A 21,983-nucleotide genomic window follows, 5' to 3' on the forward strand; every position below is an offset into this window, starting at 1 on the left:
GCACCGCGCGGCGAAACGGTAATCCACCCAGACGCCGTGTGTTCCACACGCAGCGTGGAGGGAATCTCCGTCCTTTAGGACGGAGAGAATGTCAACGCTTCCACGACCTGCTGCGCCGGTACGCCGTCGACCGGGTCACCGCCGAGGAGGACCCGACCCGGCGGGAGGCGGCCCGCCGGCGGCTCTTCGCCCACTACCTGGACACGGCCGACGCGGCCAGCCGGCGGCTCATCCCGCACTTCGTCCGGCTACCCAGGACGGTGGCCGAGGACCCCTTCCCCGACACCGAGGGCGCTTCGGACTGGCTGGACGCCGAGTGGTCGAACCTGACCGCGGCGGTCGACCGGGCGGCGGGCAGCGGTCCACGCTGCTACGCCTGGCACCTCGCCGACGCGCTGCGCGCGTACTTCCACCAGCGGGGCCGGCAGGAGGAGTGGCTGGCGGCGGCGACCGCCGGGCTGGACGCCGCCCGCGCCGAGGGCGACGTTCGGGCACAGGCCGCGATGCACCAGAGCCTGGCGCTGGCCCACGTCAACAGCGGGCGCTACGACGAGGCCCGCGCGCACCTCGTCGACGGGCTTCGGGTCAACGCCGTCGACAGCTGGCAGGACGGCCGCGCCGGGATGCTCAACAACCTCAGCGCGGTGCACCAGCGGCTCGGCGACGCGCAGGCGGCGATCAGCTGCGCCCACGCGTCGCTGGAGCTCAATCGGCGGCTGGGCATCGACGGGGGCGAGGTGATGTCGCTTGCCAACCTGGGGTTCGCGTACTGGCAGCTGGGCGCGTTGGGGGAGGCCCACGACCATTTCCGGGAGGCGCTGGAGCGGGGGGAACGGGCCGGGGCCCGGTACAACGTGGCGGTGCTGCTGGTCGACCTGGCGAGCGTGCACCGCGACCGGGGCGACCACCGGGCCGCAGCGGAGCTGTACGAGCGGGCCCTGACCGCCAACCGCGAGCTCGGCTACCGGTACGGCGAGGCCACCGCCCTCGCCGGGCGGGCGCTGCTGCGGGCCGGCACGGGCCGGTCGGAGCCGGCCCGGGCGGACGTCGTCCGGGCGGTGGAGCTGACCCGGGAGATCGGGGACACCGGCACCGAGGCGTGGGTGCTGGACGCGCTGGGTCGGGTCCTGGCGGAGCTGGGCCGGCCGGACGAGGCCGCCGCGCACCACCGGCAGGCGCTGGAGCTGGCCCGCCGTACCCGGTTCTGCTGGTGTGAGGCGAGCGCGCTGGCCGGGCTCGCCGGCGCGCTGCTGGCCGGCGGCGACCCGGCCGGGGCGCGCCGGCACGGCGACGCCGCCCGGGAGCTGGCGACCCGGGCGGGGTACCGGCTGATCGAGATCCGGGTGTCCCGGACGCTGGCCCGGGCCCGCCAGCGGCTCGGCGACGCCGGGGAGGCGGTCCAGCTGGACGAGCGGGCGGCGCGGCTGACGCGGGAGACCGGCTACGTCCCGCTCCCGGCCGCCGCTCAGCCGGCCGGTCGGTGATGGTGCCCGCCCGGGCAGGGCGAGCGGCCGGACCGCAAGCGCACGCGTGGCCGGTCGCCGGGCCGGGAGTCGAGGTCAGCCCGTCAGGGCCCGGACCACCGCGTAGCCGAGGGACGCGGCGGCCAGCCCGGCGAGCACGCTGGCCAGCACGTTGGCCAGGGCGTGGCGCCGGGCGCCGGAGCGGGCCAGCTGCAGCGTCTCGTAGCCGAAGGTGGACCAGGTGGTCAGCGCGCCGCAGAAGCCGGTGCCGACCAGGGCGGTGACGGCCGGACCGGCGGGGACGGCGAGCACCGCGCCGAGCAGCAGCGAGCCGGCCACGTTGACGGCGAGCGTCCCCCAGGGGAAGACCGAGTCGTGCCGGGCCTGCACGGCCCGGTCGGTCAGGTAGCGCAGCGGCGCGCCGAGCGCCGCGCCGACGGCGATGAGCAGGACGGTCACCGGCCGGCCCTCCGGTCGAGCAGCCGGCCGGCGAGCGCGTCCCCGGCCCAGACCGCCAGCAGCCCGGCGACCAGCGTCGCCGCCAGGTACGCCAGCGCCGTCGGCGCGGCGCCGGCCACGACCGCCCGGTGGGCGTCCACCACGTACGCGGAGAAGGTGGTGAACCCGCCGAGCACGCCGACGCCGAGGAACGGGCGGGCCAGCGGGGCGGCGTCGCGCCGGCCGAGCACCGCCATCAGCGCCCCGATCAGCAGGCACCCGGTCACGTTGACGCCGAAGGTCGCCCACGGGAAGCCGGTGGGCGGATGCGGCAGCGCCGCCTGGATCCCGGCCCGGGCCAGCGCGCCGAGCACCCCACCCGCGGCGACGGCGCCGAGCACGGCGGCCGGATGCGCGGCCAGCTCGGTGCGGTCGGCGGGTACGCGCAGATCGACGTCGGGGTCGATCCGCCGGGGTGCGGACACCTGACCTCCCACCAGTACGGGGACCACTGGCAGGGACCGTCGGCGTACGCGCGGTGCTCCCGACCGCGGCGGGGACGGCAGGCCCCACCGCCGGGTCTGCCCGCGAGCATATCGTCGCCCCGTCCCGTGCCCCGCACGCCTCACCAGCGGTCCGCGTCCGTTTCTCGACCCCCGCCGGGCGGCCGAGGTCGGGGCGCGGGGGCTCACCGACCGCCGTCGCGCTGGTTGGTGGTCCGGCGCGGGGCGTACGGTACGCAACGTCGGCTCGGCGCGGACCCGCGCCGGTACCCGCGTGCACAGGAGGCACCGTGCAGGACCGCACCCCCTCGCCGGAGGAGCTGGAACCCGTCGAACGGGTCGGCGTCGACGAGCTACGTGCGCTGCAACTCGACCGGCTGCGCTGGTCGCTGCGGCACGCGTACGACAACGTGCCGCACTACCGGCGGGCGTTCGAGGCGGCCGGCGCGCACCCGGACGACTGCCGGGAGCTGGCCGACCTGGCCCGGTTCCCGTTCACCGGCAAGGCGGAGCTGCGGGAGAACTACCCGTTCGGCATGTTCGCCGTGCCCCGCGAGCGGGTCGCCCGGCTGCACGCCTCCTCCGGCACCACCGGCCGCCCCACCGTGGTCGGCTACACGAAGGAGGACCTGCGTACCTGGGCGCGGCTGATGGCCCGGTCGATCCGTGCCTCCGGTGGCCGGCCCGGCGACCGGGTGCACGTGGCGTACGGCTACGGCCTGTTCACCGGCGGCCTGGGCGCGCACTACGGCGCTGAGGAGCTGGGCTGCACGGTCATCCCCGTCTCCGGCGGCATGACCGAGCGGCAGGTGATGCTGATCCGGGACTTCCAGCCCGAGGTCATCATGGTCACCCCCAGCTACATGTTGGCGATCGTGGACGAGCTGGAGCGACAGGGCGTCGACCCCCGCGCCACCTCGCTGCGAGTGGGCATCTTCGGCGCGGAGCCGTGGACCGAGGACATGCGCCGGGAGATGGAGCAGCGCCTCGACCTGCACGCGGTGGACATCTACGGCCTGTCCGAGGTGATGGGCCCGGGGGTGGCCACCGAGTGCGTGGAGACCAAGGACGGGCTGCACCTGTGGGAGGACCACTTCTATCCCGAGATCATCGACCCGGTCACCGGCGCGGTGCTGCCCGACGGCGAGCAGGGCGAGTTGGTGCTCACCTCGCTGACCAAGGAGGCGATGCCGGTGGTCCGCTACCGCACTCGGGACCTCACCCGCCTGCTGCCCGGCACGGCGCGGCCGATGCGCCGGATCGAGAAGATCACCGGCCGGACCGACGACATGATGATCGTGCGTGGGGTGAACGTCTTCCCGACCCAGATCGAGGAGCTGATCCTGCGTACGCCCGCGCTGTCGCCGCACTTCCAGTGCGTGCTGGCCCGTGAGGGGCGGATGGACACCCTGACGGTCAAGGTGGAGCGGCGCGGCGGGGCGGGCGTCGAGGAGGCCGCCCGCGCTGGCCGAACCCTGGTCGAGCAGGTGAAGAACACCATCGGGGTCAGCGTCGCGGTGGAGGTGATCGCCCCGGACGGGGTGGAACGCTCGATGGGCAAGATGCGGCGGATCGTCGACCAGCGGCGGGCGGGCTGAGGTGGCGGAGAACGGCCGGATGGCAGCGGGGCGTACCGCCGCGCACGACATGTTCGACGCGGACGTGGCCTCCCGCGCCCTGGGCATCGAGCTGGTCTCCGCCGGCGACGGCGCCGCGGTGGCCCGGATGCGGGTGACCGCGGCCATGCTCAACGGGCACGCCATCGGCCACGGGGGCTTCGTCTTCCTGCTCGCCGACACGGCGTTCGCGCTGGCCTGCAACAGCCACGGCCCGGCGACGGTCGCCGCCGGCGGCGAGATCAGCTTTCTCCGCCCGGTCCGCGAGGGCGACGTGCTGACCGCCCGCGCCATCGAGCGCACCCGCTACGGCCGCAGCGGCATCTACGACGTCACCGTCTCCCGGGGCGACGAGGTGGTCGCCGAGTTCCGGGGCCGTAGCCGGACGCTGGCCCGCGGCACCGGGGGCTGACCGCGCGGCGCGCCGCCGCTGTCGGCGGCCTGCGGCACGATGGCCGGATGACACACATCGTGCTCTTCCATTCCGTGTACGGGCTCCGCCCGGCCGTGCTGGCCCAGGCCGACCGGTTGCGCGCGGCCGGGCACCGGGTCGTCACCCCCGACTTGTACGGCGAGCCGCCCGCCGACACGGTGGAGGCGGGCTTCGCGCTGTTGGACAAGATCGGCCGGGACGAGGTCCTGCGTCGGGGCCGCGCCGCGTTGGCCCCGCTGCCGCCCGAGACGGTGCTGGCCGGCTGGTCGATGGGCGCCGGGGTGGCCGGCGCGCTGCTGGCCGAGCGGCCCGACGCCGCCGCGCTGCTGCTGCTGCACGGCACCGGCGCCGACCCGGCCGCGGTCCGCCCCGGCCTGCCGGTGCAGCTGCACCTCGCCGACCCCGACGAGTACGAGCCGCCGGGCGAATTCGCCGACTGGCAGCGGGCGATGACCGGGGCGGGGGTGCGGCTGGAGGTGTTCCGCTACCCGGGGGCCGGGCACCTCTTCACCGACCCGGACGTGCCGGACCACGACCCGCAGGCCGCCGAGCGGACCTGGGAGCGGGTGCTGGCCTTCCTCGCCGAGGCGGGTGGGCCGCAGGCGGGCTGACCCACGGCGGAGACGCTCCCTCAGGCGGCCCGCCCTGGTGACGGGTCGCCGTGCCGCCGCGTCCGGTTGCCGTGCCCGGCCGCCGTGCCCGCCCGCAGTGCCAGGACGGTGGCGGCGGTGCCTGGGCCGGCGACCCCGGTGGTGGGCGACGGTGGGTGCCCGCCCACACCCACCCGGGGCACGGAGCGGAGGGGGCGGTCGGGGAACGCGACGGCGTCGGACGACGGCGCGAGCCGGTGCGGCCAGGCGGGGAGCCGGGGGAGGATCGGCGTCGGCGGCCCGCCACCGGCCTCATGTCCCCAGCGGGACGGTGGCCCACCACCGTGGTCGACGCGGAACCTGTCTACCTGGTTCCGCCCGTCCCGGCCCGCCGCGTCGCGCGGCGGCAACGCTGGCCGGGCCGGTGACGGGACCCGTCCGGTCCGGGCGGCCCCCGGCCCGCCGGCGCCTGACGCGACCAGCTCACGGACCGCGCCGGCGGCGGGGACGGCGCGCTCATCCGGCGCCCGGACGGGGGCTGCCGCCGGGACGGCGTGGGCGGGGCCGCGATCCGCGCCGGTGATGGCGTCGACCGGGTGGGCCGCGGCGTGCGGTGCGTCGGGGATGCCCGGCCGACCGCGGCCCGCGTGCCCCGCCGCCGTCGACCGCCGCCACTGCTCGGCCCGACGGCTGAACTCGGCGCGCACCGCCCGGGGCAGCCGGTCGTACGCGGCCCGGCGCAGGGCCGGGTCCACGATCTCGTACCGGCCGTGCCGGTCGCGCCGGACCAGCGCGTCCTCGCCGGCGAGCCGGCGCAGCAGCGTCGCCGCCCGCCCGGGCGCCCAGCCGAGCAGCCGGTCGACGGCCGGCGCGGTGAAGCCGACGCCCAGGGCGGCGCCCGCCATCAGCGCCGCCCGCCGCTCGCCGTTCAGCAGGTCCAGCCGGGCGGAGGCCGTGCGGCGCACCGCCTCCGGCAGTCCGGGCTCCCGGTCACCGTCGCCGGTCGCCGCGACGTACGCGCCGGCGTACCCGGGGATGCCGGCGACCAGCGGCAGCAGGCGGCCGGCCAGCGCGGCTGGCCGTCCGGCGCGGGTGAGCAGCCGGCGCAGCAGCCGGCCGGTGTCGATGGCGCCCAGCGGTGCCAGCGCCACCCGGCACCGGCGGTCGTCGGGCACGGGCACCGGGTCGGCCAGGTGCGGCCGGTGGGTGGCGACCACGGCCAGCGGCAGTCCGCGCAGGGTGGCCGCCGCGAAGAGGGCCCGCAGGAAGCGGCCCAGCTCCGGCGCGGCCCGGTCCAGGTCGTCGACCGCGACCACCACCGGCTGCCGGGCGGCCAGGGCCAGCAGCACCTGGCGGCAGGCGGCCGGGCCGCCGGTCGGCGTGGCCGTGCCCTCCGGCGCGGCGAGCAGCGCCGCCAGCGCGGCGACGGTCGGGGTGGTTCGGGCCGGTGCGACCAGCCCGTCGACCAGGGCGGCCAGCCGTCGGTGGACCACCGCCGGCGCGTCGTCCTCGCGCACCCCGGCCAGGTCCCGCACCAGCTCGGCCACCGGCCCCAGCGCCCCCTGCGGGTACGGCGGGCAGTGCGCCACGCACCAGCGCACGGCCACCCCGTCCACCTCCCGCAGCGCCCGGCGCAGCTCGTGCAGCAGCCGGCTGCGGCCGATGCCGTCCGGACCGACCAGGGACACCCATTGTGGACGGTGCTCCCGGGCGGCCCGGACGAGCTGGTCCTGGGCGGTGGCCAGGTCCCGGCGCCGGCCCACCAGCGGGCCCTCGTGCCGGGGCGGCCGGGGCCGGCCCGGCGAGGTGACCCGCCAGACGTCGACCGGCAGCGCCTTTCCGGCCAGCACCACCGGGGCGAGCGCGTGCTGCTCGACCAGGTCGGCGGTGGCCCGGTGGGTGGCGGCGCAGACCACCACCCCGCCCGCCGGGGCGTACTCCTGCAAGCGGGCCGCGGTGGTGGTGACCGCGCCGCTGGCCGCGCCGTGGCCGCCGTCGTGGGCGGCGGCCAGGTCGACCACCGCCTCACCGGTGGCCACCCCGACCCGGACCTGCAGCCGCACGCCCCCCGGCATGGGCCGCCGGTCCAGTGCCCGCTGGATCTCCAGCCCGGCCCGGACCGCCCGGTACGCGTCCAGCCCGTCGGAGCGGCGCGCGCCGAACAGCGCCATCACCGCGTCGCCGACGTACTTCTCGACCACGCCGTGCCAGTGCCGCAGCACCCCGGCGACGGTGTCGAAGTACGCGCGTTGCAGCGCCCGGACGTCCTCCGGGTCGAGCCGTTCGGTCAGCGCCGTCGAGCCGACGATGTCGGCGAACAGCACGGTGACCACGCGCCGTTCCTCCGGCACCGGCCAGGGCGACATGGTGACGTCTTCCTGACCGGTGGCGACCGTGGACAGTGGCATCGCACCCACCCTTTTCCCCCCAGCAGTGGTGCCTGACGACTCCGGAGACTGTCACCACCGGTCCGTCGGGGGATCTGCAGAACGACGTATGTCGGCCGGCCGCAACCTTTAGTCGCAATGTTGACGCGAGGAGTACCACTGCGGGATCAAGCCCGTAGAACGGTGCGGGGACCTGTGGCTAGGCTGCGGACATGGCCACCGATGTGGACACCGCGCCGCTCGTCGGCCGTGCCGACCAGCTGACGGCGCTGCGTTCCGCGCTGCTCGACGACCTCGGGCCCGGGCAGACCGCGGCGGTCTTCGTCAACGGCGAGAGCGGGGTGGGCAAGACCCGGCTGCTGCACGAGGTGGAGGCACGACTGCGCGACGCGGGAGCCGTCGTGTTGACCGGCTCCTGCCTGGACATCGGCGACGCCTCACCGCTGCACCCGGTGCTGCAGGCGCTGCGCCGCTTCGACGCCGAGCTGACCGCCACCCAGGCGCGGACCTCGTCGGCCGTGCGCGGCCTGCTGCGGATGTTCGCCGAGGAGACCGCCACGCCGGACGGCGGCGCGCTGCTGGAGCGGGTGTCCCGCGGGCTGAGCCTGATCGCCGAGGGCCGCCCGCTGGTGCTCGTCCTCGACGACCTGCAGTGGGTCGACCGGAGCACCCGGCAGCTGCTGCTCTATCTCCTCGCCGGCCTGGGTGACCTCCAGCTCTCCGTGCTCGCCGCGGTGCGGGCCGAGTCGTTGCAGGGCGCCCACCCGCTGCGCCGGGTGCTCACCGAGCTGCGTCGGCTGCGCTCGGTGCGAGTGCTCGACCTGGCCCCGTTGGACCGCGCGGACACCGACCGGCTGGTCGCCGCGATCGTCGGCACGCCCGCCACGCCGGAGGCCGCCGAGCAGGTCTGGCAGCGCAGCGGCGGCAACCCGTTCGTGGTCGAGGAGCTGGCCCGCGACCTGCGCGACGGCCGCGACGGGCTCTCCGACACGTTGCGCGAGATCTTCCTGTCCCGGGTCGACGCGCTGCCCCAGCACGCGCACGCGGTCGTGCACGCCGTGGCCGCCGGGGTCGAGCCGGTCGAGCACTGGCTGCTGGCCGAGGTGCTCGGCCTGCCCGAGCAGGAGCTGATCGAGGCGGCCCGCGCGGCGGTGGCGCACCGGCTGCTGGTCGGCGCCGACGACGGCTACCGGCTGCGGCACCGCCTGGTGGCCGAGGTGCTCGCCCACGAGCTGCTGCCCGCCGAGCGCTCCGCCCTGCACCGGCGCTACGCCGAGGCGCTCACCCGGGCGCCGGCCGAGCTGCACCAGGCCCGGCTGGCGCACCACTGGCGGTTGGCCGGCGAGCCTGGTCGGGCGTTGCCGGCGGCGATGGCCGCCGCCCGGGAGGCCGAGCGGCTGCACGGTTTCGCCGAGGCGCACCGGCACTGGTCGGTGGCGTTGCAGCTGGCCACCACCCCGGTCACCGGGCCGGCGGAGGCCGCGCCGGTGCAGGTCGACCGGGCGGTGCTGCTGGAGCACGCGGCCGAGACCGCCCACCAGTGCGGCGAGCACGCGCGGGCCCTTTCCCTGCTCGCCGAGCTGGCCGGCGGCGACGACGTCGAGCCCTCCTGCGCGCTGCGCATCCGGCGGGCCCGCTATCTTGCCGCCGCCGGGCGGTCCGCCCCCGCCGAGGCGGAGTACCAGCGCGTCCTGGAGGCCGTCGACTGCACCTCCCGGGAACGGGCCACCGCCGCGGCCCGCCTGGCCGAGCTGCTGCTGCACCTGGGCCGGTACGCCGACGCCGGCGTCCGGGCCCGGGAGGCGCTGGAGCTGGCGGCCGAGGTCGACGGCAGCACCACCGAGGTGGTGCTGGCCAGCTCGGCGCTCGGCTTCAGCGAGGCGTTCCTGGAGGACCCGGACGCCGGCCTCGCCGTGGTGCGGCGGGCGCTGGAGATCGCCGAGCGGGCCGGCGGGCCCGAGGACGTGGCATGCGCGTACCTGCACCTGGCGGAGCTGCTGACCGGGCCGCTGAACATCCTCGAGGAGGGCGTGGTGGTGGCCCGCCGGGGCGCGGAGCGGGTCGCCGAGCTGGGTCTGGGGCGCACCTATGAGACCCGACTGCTGGCCATCGCCACCAACGGGCTGTTCCGGGTCGGGCAGTGGGCCGAGGCGGAGAAGGTCGTCGCGGCGGCGCTGCGGCACCGCCCGTCCGGCGCGGACGCGGTCGAGCTGCTGCTGGCCCGGTGCCGGCTCTCCGTCGGATACGGCGACGTGGAGGCCTCCGACCGGGACCTGGAGGCGGTGGCCACCGTGCTGGCCGGTGGCGGGGCCCGCCACGTGCTGCCGATGTTGATCCTGCGGGCCGGGCTGGCGATGTGGCAGGGCCGGCACGACCTGGCCCGGCAGGCCGTGCAGCGGGGCCTGACCGAGAGCCGCTCCGACGACGTGGTGCTGCTGGCCACCCTCGCCTGGCACGGTCTGCGCGCCGAGGCGGAGGCGCACGCCAGCCGCACGGTGCCGGTCGACGAGACCGTGGTCCGGCGGCTGCGCGAGGTGGTCGACCGGGTGGCCCGCAAGAGCGCCCACGCGGTCCGGCCGGTACGCCTGGGCGCGGAGGGGTTCCTGGCGCTGTGCACGGCCGAGCTGAGCCGGCTCGACGGGCGGGGCGACCCCGACCTGTGGGCCCGCTCGGTGGCCGAGTGGGACCGGCGCAACCACCCGTACCCGGCGGCGTACTCGCGGCTGCGGCAGGCCGAGGCGCTGCTCGCCCGGCGCAGCCGCAGCGCGACCGCGGCGAAGCTGCTGCGCCGGGCGTACGAGATGGCGCAGGGGCTGGGCGCGGTGCCGCTGACCAGCGAGATCAGGACCCTCGCGGGGCGGGCCCGGGTCGAGCTGGAGGAGCGTGCCCAGCCGGCCGGCGGCCGGGCGACCGGCGCGGGGCCGGTCAGCGACGAGCTGGCGGTGCTGACCGCCCGGGAGCGCGAGGTGCTCGCCGCGGTGGCCGAGGGGCTGACCAACAAGGAGATCGGCCAGCGGCTGTTCATCAGCGAGCGGACCATCGGGGTGCACGTCTCGCACATCTTCGACAAGCTCCAGGTGCGCACCCGGGTGCAGGCCAGCGCGATCCACCTGCGTAACCGCGCCGACTGACGCGCGACCGGGCCGGGACGAATACGTCGTTCTACCGATCCGGTATGTCGGTGTCGCTGAAAGGCTTTCCAGCGACACCGACGGCACGGGGGTGCCCCGGACCACTGTGGAGGAGACATGACGGAACCGGTCTGGGGCCCGGTCCACGCCGACATCGTCGGTCTGCTGGCGGACCATCCGGGTGACGTGCCGGCGGTGGTCGATCACCTCACCAAGCTCCAGGACCTGCTGGTGCGGCTGCCTCCGCTGGAGCGCAGCTGCCCGCTGGCCGACTTCAACGAGCTGTACCTGACCATCACCACCAGCGTGCTGGAGGGGCTGTACGACGACTTCTTCGCCGACCCGGTGTTCCTGTCCCGGCTCGACGTGGAGTTCGCCACCCGCTACTTCGATGCGTTGCGGCTGTGGACCGAGTCCAGCCCGACCACCCCGAAGGCGTGGTCGTGCCTGTTCAAGCGGATGCGTGGCCCGGACGCCCGGCCGCTGCCGTCGGCGGCGGCGGGGGTGAACGCGCACATCAACTTCGACCTGCCGTTCGCGCTGGTGACGACCTTCGACCACCTGGAGTCGGAGCCGGTCGACGGCAGCGAGCAGCACCGCGACTACCTCAAGATCAACGATATTTTCGCCGACAAGATCCCGGCGCTGCGTCGCGGCTACCTGGAGCGGTGGCAGCTGCTGATCGACATGCTCAACGGGGACGTCGACGACTGGTACCAGGGCGAGCTGGTGGAATACACCCGGGACGTGGCCTGGCGCAACGCCCAGAAGATCTGGCGGTGCCGGCACGACCCGCACGCCCGCGACTGCGAGCGCACGCGGCTGGACGACAACGCCGCGGCGCTCGGCCGGCTGCTGCTCTCGCCGCTGGGAGCGTTCCTGCAGTAGCCGGCGACGGGGGTCCCCGCGCTCCGGGAAACCGGGGCGCGGGGGCGCGTCCCGCCCGGCAGGATGGCGGGATGTCCCTGGACGAACAGCCCCTGGCCGGCAACGTCACCGCCGGCGTGGTCCGCGTCGGCGACACCGTGCGGCGGCCGGTCGGGCCGTGGACCGACACCGCGGTGGCGGGGTTCGTGCCCCCGGAGCCGGCCGGCTGGCGGGTGGCCATCGCCCCGGACGGCGCCGACCTCGTCTGCCACCACGACGCCGCGCCGTGGAACCTGGTCCGCGCCGACCGCGGCTGGGTGCTGATCGACTGGGACGGCGCCGGCCCCGGCACCCGGCGCTGGGAGCTGGCGTACGCCGCGCAGGCCATGGCGGGGATGCGGCCGGACCGCCCGGTCGCCGAGTCGGCGCGGCGGCTGCGCGCCCTGGTCGACGGCTACGGCCTGGACGGCGCCGCCCGCCCGGCGCTGGCCGCCACGCTGGGGCGCCGCGCCTGGGCGATGTACGCGCTGCTGCGCGACGGCGCCCGCGACGGGATGCAGCCCTGGGCCCGGATCTTCACCGCCGACGGCGCCTACTGGCGAGCTGCGGCGGCGTACCTGGACGCGTACGTCGAGGACTGGACCCGCGCGCTGGAGTGAGCCGGGTGCCGGCCGGCCCGCACCGGGTACGCCGCGGGTCATGCCCGCCCCCAACTGAGGCAGGACGGCGGCGGGCGCCGCGGCAACCGGTGCGACGCGGACGGTCCGCGGTCCCGCGGCGATCTCCCGGCTTGCCGGTTCCGTCCAGCGGCACCGTGGGTACCGCCTACGGTCGGTGCAGGACCGTAGAGAGTGGGACGGGCATGGTGGACGGGCGGGACGGGGCGACGCCCCGGCGTACCCGGGGGCGGCGCGACACGACCGCGCCGGCCGGTCCGGGGCGCGAAGTCCGGGCGGCCCGTGAGCCGGGCCAGGGCGAGCGCACCCGGACGGGGCCGGTGGTGGTCCCCGAGCGCGTGGAGAGCCACGCCCAGCCCCGGCCGCCCGCCGACCCGCTGCGGCGCTGGCTCTTCGCACACCGGGTGCAGCCGGTCGGTCCGGAGGCCGAGGAGGGCGCGCAGACGCGCCACCCCTGGTGGCAGGTGATGTGCCTGACCGGCGTCGACTACTTCTCCACCCTGTCGTACCTGCCCGGCATCGCGGCGCTGGCCGCCGGGGCGCTCTCCCCGCTGGCCACCCTGCTCATCGTGGCGCTGACCCTGTTCGGGATGCTGCCGATGTACCGGCGGGTGGCCCGGGAGAGCCCGCACGGGCAGGGCTCGGTGGCGATGCTGGAGCGGCTGCTGCCGTTCTGGCGCGGCAAGATCTTCGTGCTGGTGCTGCTCGGCTTCGTGGCCACCTCGTGGATCATCACGATCACCCTGTCCGCCGCCGACGCCACGGTCCACGTGCTGGAGAACCCGTACCTGCCGGCATCCTTCCCGCACGGCCCGGTCGCCGCGGTCGCGGCGACCGTGGTGCTGCTGCTGGTCCTCGGCGGGGTGTTCCTGATGGGTTTCAGCGAGGCGGTCAACGTGGCCATCCCGCTGGTCGCGGTCTTCCTCGGGCTGAACGCGGTGATCGTGGTCGTCGGGCTGGCCGAGGTGGCCGCGAACCCGTCCCTGGTGGGCGGCTGGACGGCCAGGCTGACCGCCGGTGGCACCGGCCTCGGTGACCTGCTCGGACCCGCGGTGCTGGCCTTCCCGCTGCTGGTGCTGGGCCTGTCCGGCTTCGAGACCGGGGTCAGCATGATGCCCCTGGTGAAGGGGGAGGGCGCGGACTCGCAGCAGCGCCTCGAGGCGCGGATCCGCAACACCCGCAAGCTGCTCGCCACCGCCTCGCTGATCATGTCGGTCTACCTGATCGGCACCACCTTCGTCACCACGGTGCTGATCCCGGCGGAGCAGTTCCGGCCCGGCGGCGCGGCGAACGGGCGGGCCCTGGCCTGGCTGGCCCACGAGCACCTCGGCGAGGCGTTCGGCACCGTGTACGACATCAGCAGCGTGCTGATCCTCTGGTTCGCCGGCGCCTCGGCCATGGCCGGTCTGATCAACATCGTGCCGCGCTACCTGCCCTCGTACGGGATGGCGCCGGAGTGGGGCCGGGCGGTGCGACCGGTGGTGATCGTCTACACGCTCATCAGCATCGCCATCACGGTCGCCTTCCAGGCGGACGTCAACGCCCAGGCGGGCGCGTACGCCACCGGGATCCTGGCGATGATGGTCTCCGGCGCGGTGGCGGTGACCATCGCGGCCGCGCGGGCCCGGAACCGGATCGCCGGCGTCGGCTTCGGCGTGCTCACCGCCGTCCTGCTCTACGCCCTCACCGAGAACGTGATCGAGAAGCCGGACGGGATCGCCATCTCGGCCCTGTTCATCGCCGGGATCATCGCCGTCTCGCTGATCTCCCGGGTCTCCCGCACCACCGAGCTGCGGGCGGAGCGGATCGAGTTCGACCCGGCCGCCCGGCGGTTCATCGCCGACTCGCTGTCCCACGACGGCCGGCTGCACCTGATCGCCAACAAGCGCCACAGCGGCGCGGTCAAGGAGTACCGGGTCAAGGAGCGGGCGCAGCGCGGCAAGAACCCGGTGCCCGGCGCCGCCGACGTGCTCTTCCTGGAGATCGACGTGGTGGACCCGTCCCAGTTCAGCCAGGTGCTGCGGGTGCACGGCGTGGAGGTCGGCGGGTACCGGGTGCTGCGGGCCGGCAGCCCGGCCGTCCCGAACGCCATCGCCGCGATCCTGCTCGCCCTGCGCGACGGCACCGGCGTACGCCCGCACGCGCACTTCGAGTGGTCCGAGGGCAACCCGATCGCCCACCTGCTGCGCTATCTCATCCTCGGCCGGGGCGACACGCCACCGGTGGTGCGGGAGATCATCCGCAAGAGCGAGCCGGACCCGTCGCGCCGACCGGGCATCCACGTCGGCTGAGGAGACCTGGCCTGGGATCGCCGACCGCTTGCGCCGGCCGGGCCCTGTCCGGCGTGAGCGGCGACCGGTCGGCCGCCCGCGCACCGGCGGCCAGGTACGCCCCGCCGCGGCTCAGCCCAGCGAACGGGTGAACCGGCCGTCGGAGATCAGTGCCATGGTTGCCGCGGCCTGCGCGATGATCGCCGGGTGGTACCGGACGGTGGGGCAGGTGACCCCGGTCGCCAGGCCCAGGCTGCTCGTCTTCGCGGCGATCGCGCCCAGCACGCTCCAGGTGAACGACGAGTGGCCCTGCACGTCGAGCCAGGGGTGGAAGTGGTCGCTCATCTCCACGAAGTCGAAGCCGGCCTGCTCGGCGCGGACGGCCTGCCGGACGATCTCCTGGGGCCGTACCCCTCCGAGGCCAGCTTGTAGCCGATCTGCATGCCGCGTCTCCGTTCCGTCCAGCGCTTCGAACCGGTGCCCTTCCCGGCCCATGCCCCGGCAAACGCGAGTCGTTGCCCAGCCTCCTAGGATGCCGCAGAGGTGGTGACGGACGTGATCAGGAGCGGACACGAAAGGGCCCGCGCCGCGGGGGTACGGGCGCGGGCCGGAAGCCGGCGGAACTACCTGGACGGCTCGGGGAGCTTGCAGTCGACCTTCGGGTTGGCGCCGATGTAGTTCAGCGGCCCCGCCACGATGGTCACCAGGATCGTGCCGGCCTCCGCGCAGTTGGTGTCGTCGTTGCTGTAGTAGCCGCGCTGCCCGGCGGCGATCGCGCCGATGAGCAGCCAGATGACGACGAGAACTCCGGATATCGACGTGCCGCGCATGGGGTGCCTCCCGGGTCGTGGTGTTTCGAGGTGACGCACCTTGTACCCAGACGCGACGAACGGATAAACGACATCCGGAACGGTCACCGGCACACTGGCCGGATCAGTGCGGCGGGCGGGGCGGCTCGGGCGGCTTGCCGGCGCTGTGGAGGGTGTCCGCGACCGCCACGCCGACGAGCACCAGCATCGCGCCGGCGGCGGCGAAGGGCGGTGTCGGCGTACCGGCTCTGGTGCAGAGCCAGGTACGGCTTAACTTCTCCCTAGGCGACACGCGTACGTGACGTGAATCCGGCCAGGCATGCTGACCCGATCGGATCAGGTTGCGTGGGATCGGGTGAGGCAGGTCGCGGGCCCCTAGCGTCGGTGGTGGAAGAGGAAGGAGCACCGGGTGCTGGAGCGGCTCAATCAGGCCATGGACCACCTCGAACGGCACCTCGATCAGCCGGTCGACGTCGCCGAGTTGGCGCGGATCGCGTGCGTGGCGGAGCACCATTCCGGCGGCTGTTCTCCGTCCTGGCCGGGATCCCGCTGTCGGAGTACGTGCGCCGGCGGCGGCTCACCGTCGCGGGCGCGGAGGTCCTCGCCGGGGAGGTGCCGCTGCTCGACGTCGCGGTGCGCTGGGGGTACGGGTCGAACGAGGCGTTCGCGCGGGCGTTCCGGGCCGTGCACGGGGTCGGTCCGGGCGAGGCCCGGCGTACGGGGGCGGCGCTGCGGTCCCAGCCCCGGATGTCCTTCCGGCTCGTCGTCGAAGGGAGCAGCAGCATGGAGTATCGGATCGTGGAGAAGGACGTCTTCCGCCTGGTCGGGCGTAAGGCCCGGGTCCCGTTGGTCCACGAGGGGATGAATCCGGCCATCGTGGCGTTCGTGAAGGGCATCGGTCAGGAGACCGTACGCCGGATCGAGGCGCTGTCGGACCAGGAGCCGCGCGGGATGGTCAACGTCAGCGACGACCTGGCCGGCGACCGGGCGGAGGGCACCGAGTTGGACTACTGGCACGGGGTGGTGACCGGCGCGGACGCGCCGGAGGACCTGGACAGCCTGCCGGTCGCGGCCGGCTCGTGGGCGGTGTTCCAGTCCTCCGGGGCGTTCCCGCAGGCGGTGCAGTATCTGTGGCGGGACGTGTTCACCCAGTGGTTCCCGTCGAATCCGTACGAGAGCCGCCCGGGTCCGGAGATCTCGAAGGTCCGGGTGTCGGCGGACGGCACGGAGGCCGACGCGGAGCTGTGGATCCCGGTGCGCCGGGTCTGAGGTCACCCGTCGGCGGGCCAGGCCCGGCGTACGGCGTCGAGGGCGGCTTCCCGGTCGGCACCGAGCAGCCGCGCCTGCCGCAGGTAGGCGGTCGCGTGCCGGTCGAGGGCTTGACGGCGCTCGTCGGCTCGCGGCGCGGGCGCCTGGTCCGCCACGTGGGTGCCGCCGCCGCGCCGGGACCGGACCAGCCCGGCGGTCTCCAGCTCGCGGTAGGTGCGGGCCACGGTGCCGACGGCCAGGCCCAGGTCGCCGGCGAGTTGTCGCAGCGGTGGCAGCCGGTCGCCCGGCCGGAGCACGCCGGAGTGGATCAGTTCGACCAGTTGCCGGCGTAGCTGCTCGTACGGGGGTGTGGGGTCCTGGGTGTCGACCCGCAGGGTCGGTGGCTCGCTCACGCCGCCACCGGGGCAGGCCGGGTGGCGCGGGCGCCGGGGTTCAGGACGGCGGCGGCGCTCCAGGCCAGCAGGACGGTCCAGGCCGGGATGAGCAGGAGCAGCAGCCAGGCGGCGGCCGTGCACCACTGGGGCCGGCACGGGTTGGCCAGCAACCCGGCCGCGGTGACGAGGGAGACCCCGATCAGCGGGATGGTGAGCAGCACGCCGCAGGCGCCGGTGACAGCGGTGGCGGAGCGGCGCCGCTCGGCGTCGTCGAGCACCAGGTCACCGGCGGCGGCTTGGGGGCGGGGACGCCCGACGAGCCGGTGCACGGCCAGCGCGGCGATCAGCACGCCGAGGCCGACCACCAGGGTGAGCGGAAGGCTGTAGAAGGATCCGACCCACGGGCCGTGGGTGCCGGTGATCTCGCCGCAGTCGTAGGCGAGGACGCGGCCGGCGCGGCCGAGGTCGTCGGCGGAGCCGGCGGCGGTGGTCGCGGCCAGCAGGGCGGCCAGGGCGGCGCCGGCGGCGAGGACCGCCCGGAACGCTCGGCGTGGCAGGTAGTGCCGGCCCTGCCGGGTTTCCAGGGCGGCCTGGCGGGCGGTGCCGGTGGGGCGGACGACGCGGCTCTCTCCCGCCACGACCCCGGCCAGCACGCAGAGCCCGAACAGCGGTGCGGCCAGCAGGATGCCGCGCCCGAGCGGGTCGTAGCCGGCGGCGACGGCGGCGATCACCGCCCCGAGGGTCAGGCCGGCCCACCGCCAGCGTCGGGTGGTCCGCCGGATGTGGTCGGTCGCGGGTTCGCCCGCCGCCGACGGGCCGGCCAGCGCGACGCCGAGCAGCGGCACCAGCAGGAGTCCAAGGATCACCGTAACTACCATGACCACCCCTTGTGTCAAGCGTTTGATACAAGCGAGCATGGCCGACAGCGACGCTTGTGTCAATGACTTGATACAAGCCGGGTTCAGCTCCTCAGGCTGACCCGCGCTTCGGCGGCGGCCCGACCGACGCAGGCCGGCACGTCGGCCGCGTAGTAGGGATGCTCGTTCGTTCGAAGCAGGTTCATCGTGACTGGATGCTTGACCTGAGCAGGCTTGACCTAGAGGAGATCGCCACCGCGCTCGCCGACCAGACCGACTGCGAGCACCGATGGCTGATCAACCCGCAGACCGGCGAAATCGTGGTCTGGACGGCGGACGGTGGAATCGACGGAAAAACGCCCGGGGACCTTGACGACCTCGACCTGGTCTGCATCGATCCGCTGCCGTCCTACGTCTGGTATCAGGACATGGCTGACTTCGCCGAGAGGGTCAGCGACGAGGCGGCCGGCCGCAGACTTGCACGTGCCATCCAAGGCAAGGGCGCCTTCCGCCGGTTCAGAGACGAGCTGCACGAGGAGTATCCGCACCTACTGCCGGCGTGGTACGCCTTCCGGGACGTGCGGGCGCAGTGCCGGGCGGTTGAATGGCTGATCGACAACTTGCTGGTCGACGATGAAGCGGGCGAGCGCTTCGTGACCGAGCAGCCCTCAAGGCGGCCGACGTCGATCTCCTCTACATGTGGATCTTTGCGCCAGGGCGTACCTGGCTGTGTACGTGGACCTGTACGCCGACGGGCGGCGGCAGGAAGAGCACCGCCGGGGCGAGGGTCAGCAGGGCCAGCGCCGAATTCCGGTTGCCGTCCGGGGTCGGCCACGCCAGCCTGGACCGGATGGACGCGCAACCCGAACCCACCGCACCCCCACACCCGGCTTCTCCGCCGCACATCGACGTCGCCCTGGTGCGCCGCCTGGTCGCCGGGCAGCTCCCGCACTGGGCCGAGCTGCCGGTCCGGCCGGTGCAGGCGGGCGGCTGGGACAACCGGACCTTCCACCTCGGCGACGAGATGACGGTACGGCTGCCCAGCGGTCCCGGCTACGCCGGGCAGGTGGCCAAGGAGCAGCGCTGGCTCCCGGTGCTCGCCCCCCACCTGCCGCTTCCCGTGCCCACCCCGCTGGCCCAGGGCGGGCCCGCCGAGGGCTACCCGTTCGGGTGGTCGGTGTACCGGTGGATCGAGGGCCGGCAGGCCCGGCTGGAGGGGATCGCCGACCTGACCGCGTTCGCCACCGGGCTCGCCGGTTTCCTCGCCGCCCTGCATCGGATCGACGCCGGGTCGGGGCCGGCCGCCGGGCCGCACAGCGCCTGGCGCGGAGGGCCACTTCGGACGTACGACGCGGAGACCCGGGCCGCGATCGCCACGCTGGGCGACCGGATCCCGGGAGAGTCGGTCACCGGGATCTGGGAGCTGGCGTTGCGCTCCACCTGGCACGATCCGCCGGTCTGGTTCCACGGCGACGTCGCCTTCGGCAACCTGCTGGTACGCGACGGCCGGCTGGCCGCCGTGATCGACTTCGGCTGCTGCGGGGTGGGGGATCCGGCCTGCGACGTGACGGTCGCCTGGACGCTGCTCACCGGCGCGAGCCGGGCGGCCTTCCGCGACGCGCTCGCCGTGGACGAGGCGACCTGGAACCGGGGGCGCGGCTGGGCGCTGTGGAAGGCGCTGATCACGTTCGACCACGCGGACCCGGCACGCGCCGCGGAGGCGCGGCGTACCCTGGCCGCCGTCGTCGAGGAGTACGCCGCCACGGTCTGACCTGCGCCGCCGCCAAACTGCGGCGGCAGAGAGCGGGTGCGGGGCCGGCCGGTGGGTGTCGAGGTGGACAGGGTGCGGGACGGTGACCGCGCCTGGGCGCGGTCACCGTCCCGCGTGGTGTTCAGATCTGGTCGGCGGCGGGCTCGGACAGCACCCCGCCCGCGTCGGTGCCGGTCAGCATCTTCGCCTGCTGCGGCCAGGTGGCCACGCTCGGCGCGGCGCGCAGCCCGGCGGCCCGGATGGTGTCGCGCAGCGCCGCCTCGTCCAGTTCGGCCAACTGGCGGTAGGTGCGGATCCCCGCGGCCTGCAGCGCGGCGGCCATCTTCGGCCCGACGCCCTGGATGCGGCGGAAGTCGTCTGCCGGCGCGTCCCCGGCCGGGGCCGCCTCGGCAGCCGGCGCGGCCACGACGTCCGCGTCGGCGGTCACCAGCTCGCCGGATGCGGCCGGCGCGTCGTCCTCCACCGGGTCGCGGGGAGCGGGGATCACCGCCGTGACCATCGCCGGCTCCGCGGCCTCGGCCTCGGCAGCGGCGGGAGTCTCGACCGGCGCGTCGGCAGCGGCGGACGCGTCCACCTCGGCCGGGCGCTCGGCGGTCTCGGTGCCGTCGACCCGGGCGACCTGGTCGTCGCTCTCGGCGGCGACCGGCTCCTCGTCGGCTGTCACCGGCGCGACCTGCGGGGTCGCCTCGTCCCCGGTCTGCGCGACACCGACCGGCTCCACGGTCCGGTCATCGACGGTCGCGGTCACCGTGGCGGCGGCCTTCTCCTCCCCGGAGAGCCCGACCACCGGGGCACCCTCCATCATGGGCTCCGGCTGCCCGGCGGCCGCCGCGGCCTGCCGGCCGCGCCACAGCCAGCCCCCGGCTCCGCCCAGCACCAGGGCCAGGATCACGATCAGCCATTGCCCGAAAGTCGACGGCACGGCGAACCTCCCTCTTGCGTACGTCGGTGAAAGTCGTGAAAAAACCCGCCGCAGCTTCGCACACGCGCGTGCCGGACGACAGGGAGGTCCGGACACTGCGACGCAGGTGGGACACACCGTGTCGGCGGGTGGCGACGGGATGACCGACGGTACGGAAACGGGTGGATCCGGCCAGGCCGCGGCGAGGTGCCGTCGTCGGGCCCGACCGGCCGGCTCATCCTCTTCGCCCCGGTAGATGGCGAAGCCGTTGACGAACGTGCGGGCCAGCAACTCCCGGGACGGCAGGGCGTCCGTTCCCCTCACCCGGCCGGACGCGGCGCCGGCACGTCGGCGGAGTCCCAGCGGTAGAAGCAGCCGGCGATCGCGTCCCGCGGCGAACGCCAGGTCGGCAGGTACGGGGAGGTGTGCGCGGAGAGCCGTTCGTTGACCTGGAGGTACAGCGGATGGTTGCGGGCGCCGGCCAGCGCGTCCGGGTCCACGTCCTCCGTCTCCATCAGGTGTACGCACAGGTCGTGCAGGCAGTACAGGGACCGGTGCCGGACGCCGGTCAGGGCGGGCAGCTCGGTCGCGTCGGATTCGGCGAAGATCTGCGCCACCCGACCCTCCGAGCCCGGGAGGATCCTGCTGACGATCAGTAGACGACTCATGGGACCCCTCTCGCCGGTGGCGCTCCGCCCAGGTCGGAGACCACGGACTGCTGTGCGACCCACCGTGCCGGTCCGGCTGTCACCTTGCCGTCATTCGTGCCGCGCGGCCGGTGACGGCGGTCAGCTGCCCCCGGGCGCGACCCGGGTGTCGGGTGGCCGGCGGGGACCGTCGGGCCGTTCCCGGGTGGCCTCGCGGATCGGCGCGAGGGTCTCGCCGAGCAGCGCGGTCATCGCCGCCGACGGTTCCAGCCGCAGCTCCCGCAGCAGCAGGTCCCGGTAGACGTAGAAGGCGTGCACCGCCTCGAACGCGTTGCCCTCGGCGAGGTGGATGCGCACCACCAGCCGGTGCGGCGTCTCCCGCAGCGGCTCGGCGGACATCGCCTCCAGCGCGGCCTCCAGCGCCTCCCCGTGCCGGCCGGCCGCCAGGTGGTGGCCGGCCAGTTCCTCCAGCATGTGCAGGCGGAGCTGGCGCAGCCGCTCCCGGTCGGCGAGGACCCAGTCGTCGTACCAGCCGGGGAGCAGGTCGTGCCGGCCGGCGGCCAGCGCGGCGGCGGCGCGCGGGTCGTCGCCGTCGCGGACCCGGGCGGCCGTGCCGACCAGCTCGTCGACGTCGACGCGGACGACCGGTTCCAGCCGTACGGTGTCGCCGGACGTGGTGAACGGGCAGCAGGGGTCCTGGCGCAGCCGCCACAGGGCGGTGCGCAGCGAGGACAGCGCGCGGTCCTCCGGCGCGTCGGGCCAGAGCAGGCCGGCCAGGTGGCTGCGGGTGGCGCCCGGACGCAACGCGATCAGCGCGATGACCCGTTGCAGGCCGCGGGGCACCACGATCGGCGCGCCGTCGTGCAACAACCGGAAGCCGCCGAGCAGGTGCAGCGAGATGTCCGTGCCGGGTGGGTGCCCGGTGGTCGGCATGGACGGATCAGCGGCCACGGCGGCACCCCCTGCGGAACGCGTCCCGA

Annotated in this window: 22 protein-coding genes and 1 pseudogene; 11 read left to right on the top strand and 12 right to left on the bottom strand. The window is 75.1% G+C overall.

Annotation, left to right across the window (positions count from 1 at the left end):
• The first annotated feature begins 38 nt into the window (after positions 1-38).
• On the top strand, positions 39-1,484 hold the full coding sequence (locus ABZ807_RS23825) for a tetratricopeptide repeat protein (protein ID WP_357161947.1): 1,446 nt from the start codon (positions 39-41) through the stop codon (positions 1,482-1,484).
• Positions 1,485-1,559: 75 nt separating this feature from the next.
• Here the strand turns inward: ABZ807_RS23825 and crcB are convergent, their stop codons facing one another.
• Together crcB and ABZ807_RS23835 are read right to left on the bottom strand one after the other, a co-directional pair.
• The gene (gene crcB, locus ABZ807_RS23830) at positions 1,560-1,922 is read right to left on the bottom strand and encodes a fluoride efflux transporter CrcB (protein WP_357161950.1); all 363 of its coding nucleotides are present in this window, start codon (positions 1,920-1,922) and stop codon (positions 1,560-1,562) included.
• Positions 1,919-2,398, bottom strand: a complete 480-nt coding sequence (locus ABZ807_RS23835) for a CrcB family protein (protein ID WP_357162114.1) — start codon at positions 2,396-2,398, stop codon at positions 1,919-1,921. The genes crcB and ABZ807_RS23835 overlap by 4 nt, the downstream gene beginning before the upstream one ends.
• A gap of 296 nt (positions 2,399-2,694) precedes the next feature.
• On the opposite strand from ABZ807_RS23835, the gene paaK reads away from it, so the two are divergent.
• Genes paaK through ABZ807_RS23850 form a run of 3 tightly spaced genes read left to right on the top strand, consistent with a single transcriptional unit; the run spans position 2,695 to position 5,064 of the window.
• A complete protein-coding gene (gene paaK, locus ABZ807_RS23840) occupies positions 2,695-4,002 on the top strand; it encodes a phenylacetate--CoA ligase PaaK (RefSeq protein ID WP_357161953.1) in 1,308 nt (435 codons plus the stop codon).
• Positions 4,003-4,021: 19 nt separating this feature from the next.
• Positions 4,022-4,432 carry a hydroxyphenylacetyl-CoA thioesterase PaaI gene (gene paaI / locus ABZ807_RS23845; protein ID WP_357161956.1) on the top strand — a complete coding sequence of 137 codons (411 nt, stop codon included), beginning with the start codon at positions 4,022-4,024 and terminating at the stop codon, positions 4,430-4,432.
• A 47-nt stretch (positions 4,433-4,479) separates the two neighbouring features.
• Entirely contained in the window at positions 4,480-5,064 is a 585-nt protein-coding gene (locus ABZ807_RS23850; protein ID WP_357161959.1) for a dienelactone hydrolase family protein, read from the top strand.
• Between the two features lie 20 nt (positions 5,065-5,084).
• On the opposite strand, the gene ABZ807_RS23855 is transcribed toward ABZ807_RS23850, so the two are convergent.
• Positions 5,085-7,451 carry an adenylate/guanylate cyclase domain-containing protein gene (locus ABZ807_RS23855; RefSeq protein WP_357161962.1) on the bottom strand — a complete coding sequence of 789 codons (2,367 nt, stop codon included), beginning with the start codon at positions 7,449-7,451 and terminating at the stop codon, positions 5,085-5,087.
• Between the two features lie 191 nt (positions 7,452-7,642).
• On the opposite strand from ABZ807_RS23855, the gene ABZ807_RS23860 reads away from it, so the two are divergent.
• From ABZ807_RS23860 to ABZ807_RS23875, 4 genes are all read left to right on the top strand, one after another.
• Entirely contained in the window at positions 7,643-10,561 is a 2,919-nt protein-coding gene (locus tag ABZ807_RS23860; RefSeq protein WP_357161965.1) for an AAA family ATPase, read from the top strand.
• A gap of 117 nt (positions 10,562-10,678) precedes the next feature.
• Positions 10,679-11,449, top strand: a complete 771-nt coding sequence (locus tag ABZ807_RS23865) for a DUF5995 family protein (RefSeq protein ID WP_357161968.1) — start codon at positions 10,679-10,681, stop codon at positions 11,447-11,449.
• A gap of 71 nt (positions 11,450-11,520) precedes the next feature.
• Complete coding sequence (locus ABZ807_RS23870) at positions 11,521-12,087, top strand: phosphotransferase (RefSeq protein WP_357161971.1); 567 nt, start codon at positions 11,521-11,523, stop codon at positions 12,085-12,087.
• Between the two features lie 203 nt (positions 12,088-12,290).
• Positions 12,291-14,396 carry an amino acid transporter gene (locus tag ABZ807_RS23875; protein ID WP_357161974.1) on the top strand — a complete coding sequence of 702 codons (2,106 nt, stop codon included), beginning with the start codon at positions 12,291-12,293 and terminating at the stop codon, positions 14,394-14,396.
• Positions 14,397-14,507: 111 nt separating this feature from the next.
• Here the strand turns inward: ABZ807_RS23875 and ABZ807_RS23880 are convergent, their stop codons facing one another.
• The 3 genes from ABZ807_RS23880 to ABZ807_RS23890 all read right to left on the bottom strand — a co-directional run bounded on the left by ABZ807_RS23880 (position 14,508) and on the right by ABZ807_RS23890 (position 15,476).
• On the bottom strand, positions 14,508-14,870 hold the full coding sequence (locus ABZ807_RS23880) for an LLM class flavin-dependent oxidoreductase (RefSeq protein ID WP_357161977.1): 363 nt from the start codon (positions 14,868-14,870) through the stop codon (positions 14,508-14,510).
• Positions 14,871-14,998: 128 nt separating this feature from the next.
• Entirely contained in the window at positions 14,999-15,205 is a 207-nt protein-coding gene (locus ABZ807_RS23885; protein ID WP_357161980.1) for a hypothetical protein, read from the bottom strand.
• 103 nt (positions 15,206-15,308) lie between these two features.
• A complete protein-coding gene (locus tag ABZ807_RS23890) occupies positions 15,309-15,476 on the bottom strand; it encodes a hypothetical protein (protein ID WP_357161983.1) in 168 nt (55 codons plus the stop codon).
• A gap of 117 nt (positions 15,477-15,593) precedes the next feature.
• Here ABZ807_RS23890 and ABZ807_RS23895 point away from each other — a divergent pair.
• A pseudogene (locus ABZ807_RS23895) lies at positions 15,594-16,453 on the top strand (AraC family transcriptional regulator).
• A gap of 2 nt (positions 16,454-16,455) precedes the next feature.
• On the opposite strand, the gene ABZ807_RS23900 reads toward ABZ807_RS23895, so the two are convergent.
• From ABZ807_RS23900 to ABZ807_RS23910, 3 genes are all read right to left on the bottom strand, one after another.
• On the bottom strand, positions 16,456-16,845 hold the full coding sequence (locus tag ABZ807_RS23900; RefSeq protein WP_357161986.1) for a GntR family transcriptional regulator: 390 nt from the start codon (positions 16,843-16,845) through the stop codon (positions 16,456-16,458).
• On the bottom strand, positions 16,842-17,693 hold the full coding sequence (locus ABZ807_RS23905; protein WP_357161989.1) for a hypothetical protein: 852 nt from the start codon (positions 17,691-17,693) through the stop codon (positions 16,842-16,844). Before ABZ807_RS23905 ends, ABZ807_RS23900 begins: the two co-directional genes overlap by 4 nt.
• Before the next feature lie 230 nt (positions 17,694-17,923).
• The gene (locus ABZ807_RS23910; RefSeq protein WP_357162128.1) at positions 17,924-18,217 is read right to left on the bottom strand and encodes a hypothetical protein; all 294 of its coding nucleotides are present in this window, start codon (positions 18,215-18,217) and stop codon (positions 17,924-17,926) included.
• On the opposite strand from ABZ807_RS23910, the gene ABZ807_RS23915 reads away from it, so the two are divergent.
• Positions 18,113-18,712, top strand: a complete 600-nt coding sequence (locus ABZ807_RS23915; RefSeq protein WP_357162117.1) for a UPF0158 family protein — start codon at positions 18,113-18,115, stop codon at positions 18,710-18,712. The genes ABZ807_RS23910 and ABZ807_RS23915 overlap by 105 nt on opposite strands.
• On the top strand, positions 18,604-19,455 hold the full coding sequence (locus ABZ807_RS23920; protein WP_357161992.1) for an aminoglycoside phosphotransferase family protein: 852 nt from the start codon (positions 18,604-18,606) through the stop codon (positions 19,453-19,455). The genes ABZ807_RS23915 and ABZ807_RS23920 overlap by 109 nt, the downstream gene beginning before the upstream one ends.
• Before the next feature lie 121 nt (positions 19,456-19,576).
• Here ABZ807_RS23920 and ABZ807_RS23925 read toward each other — a convergent pair whose 3' ends face one another.
• From ABZ807_RS23925 to ABZ807_RS23935, 3 genes are all read right to left on the bottom strand, one after another.
• Positions 19,577-20,377 (bottom strand): helix-hairpin-helix domain-containing protein, encoded by an 801-nt coding sequence (locus tag ABZ807_RS23925; protein WP_357161995.1) that lies wholly within the window; start codon positions 20,375-20,377, stop codon positions 19,577-19,579.
• Between the two features lie 299 nt (positions 20,378-20,676).
• Positions 20,677-21,024, bottom strand: coding sequence for a TcmI family type II polyketide cyclase (locus ABZ807_RS23930; protein WP_357161998.1), 348 nt, complete (start codon positions 21,022-21,024; stop codon positions 20,677-20,679).
• Between the two features lie 120 nt (positions 21,025-21,144).
• Positions 21,145-21,954, bottom strand: coding sequence for a BTAD domain-containing putative transcriptional regulator (locus tag ABZ807_RS23935; RefSeq protein WP_357162001.1), 810 nt, complete (start codon positions 21,952-21,954; stop codon positions 21,145-21,147).
• Between the last annotated feature and the right edge of the window lie 29 nt (positions 21,955-21,983).

The organism is Micromonospora sp. NPDC047548 (assembly GCF_040642975.1).
Classification (GTDB): Bacteria; Actinomycetota; Actinomycetes; order Mycobacteriales; family Micromonosporaceae; genus Micromonospora.

Excerpts from the sequence above, each read along its gene's own strand:
- paaI (WP_357161956.1), top strand. The coding sequence starts at position 4,022 with ATGGCAGCGGGGCGTACCGCCGCGCACGACATGTTCGACGCGGACGTG.
- ABZ807_RS23880 (WP_357161977.1), bottom strand. The coding sequence starts at position 14,870 with ATGGGCCGGGAAGGGCACCGGTTCGAAGCGCTGGACGGAACGGAGACG.
- ABZ807_RS23860 (WP_357161965.1), top strand. The coding sequence starts at position 7,643 with ATGGCCACCGATGTGGACACCGCGCCGCTCGTCGGCCGTGCCGACCAG.
- ABZ807_RS23885 (WP_357161980.1), bottom strand. The coding sequence starts at position 15,205 with ATGCGCGGCACGTCGATATCCGGAGTTCTCGTCGTCATCTGGCTGCTC.
- ABZ807_RS23870 (WP_357161971.1), top strand. The coding sequence starts at position 11,521 with ATGTCCCTGGACGAACAGCCCCTGGCCGGCAACGTCACCGCCGGCGTG.
- ABZ807_RS23930 (WP_357161998.1), bottom strand. The coding sequence starts at position 21,024 with ATGAGTCGTCTACTGATCGTCAGCAGGATCCTCCCGGGCTCGGAGGGT.
- ABZ807_RS23875 (WP_357161974.1), top strand. The coding sequence starts at position 12,291 with ATGGTGGACGGGCGGGACGGGGCGACGCCCCGGCGTACCCGGGGGCGG.
- ABZ807_RS23865 (WP_357161968.1), top strand. The coding sequence starts at position 10,679 with ATGACGGAACCGGTCTGGGGCCCGGTCCACGCCGACATCGTCGGTCTG.
- ABZ807_RS23855 (WP_357161962.1), bottom strand. The coding sequence starts at position 7,451 with ATGCCACTGTCCACGGTCGCCACCGGTCAGGAAGACGTCACCATGTCG.
- ABZ807_RS23850 (WP_357161959.1), top strand. The coding sequence starts at position 4,480 with ATGACACACATCGTGCTCTTCCATTCCGTGTACGGGCTCCGCCCGGCC.
- ABZ807_RS23915 (WP_357162117.1), top strand. The coding sequence starts at position 18,113 with ATGGCTGACTTCGCCGAGAGGGTCAGCGACGAGGCGGCCGGCCGCAGA.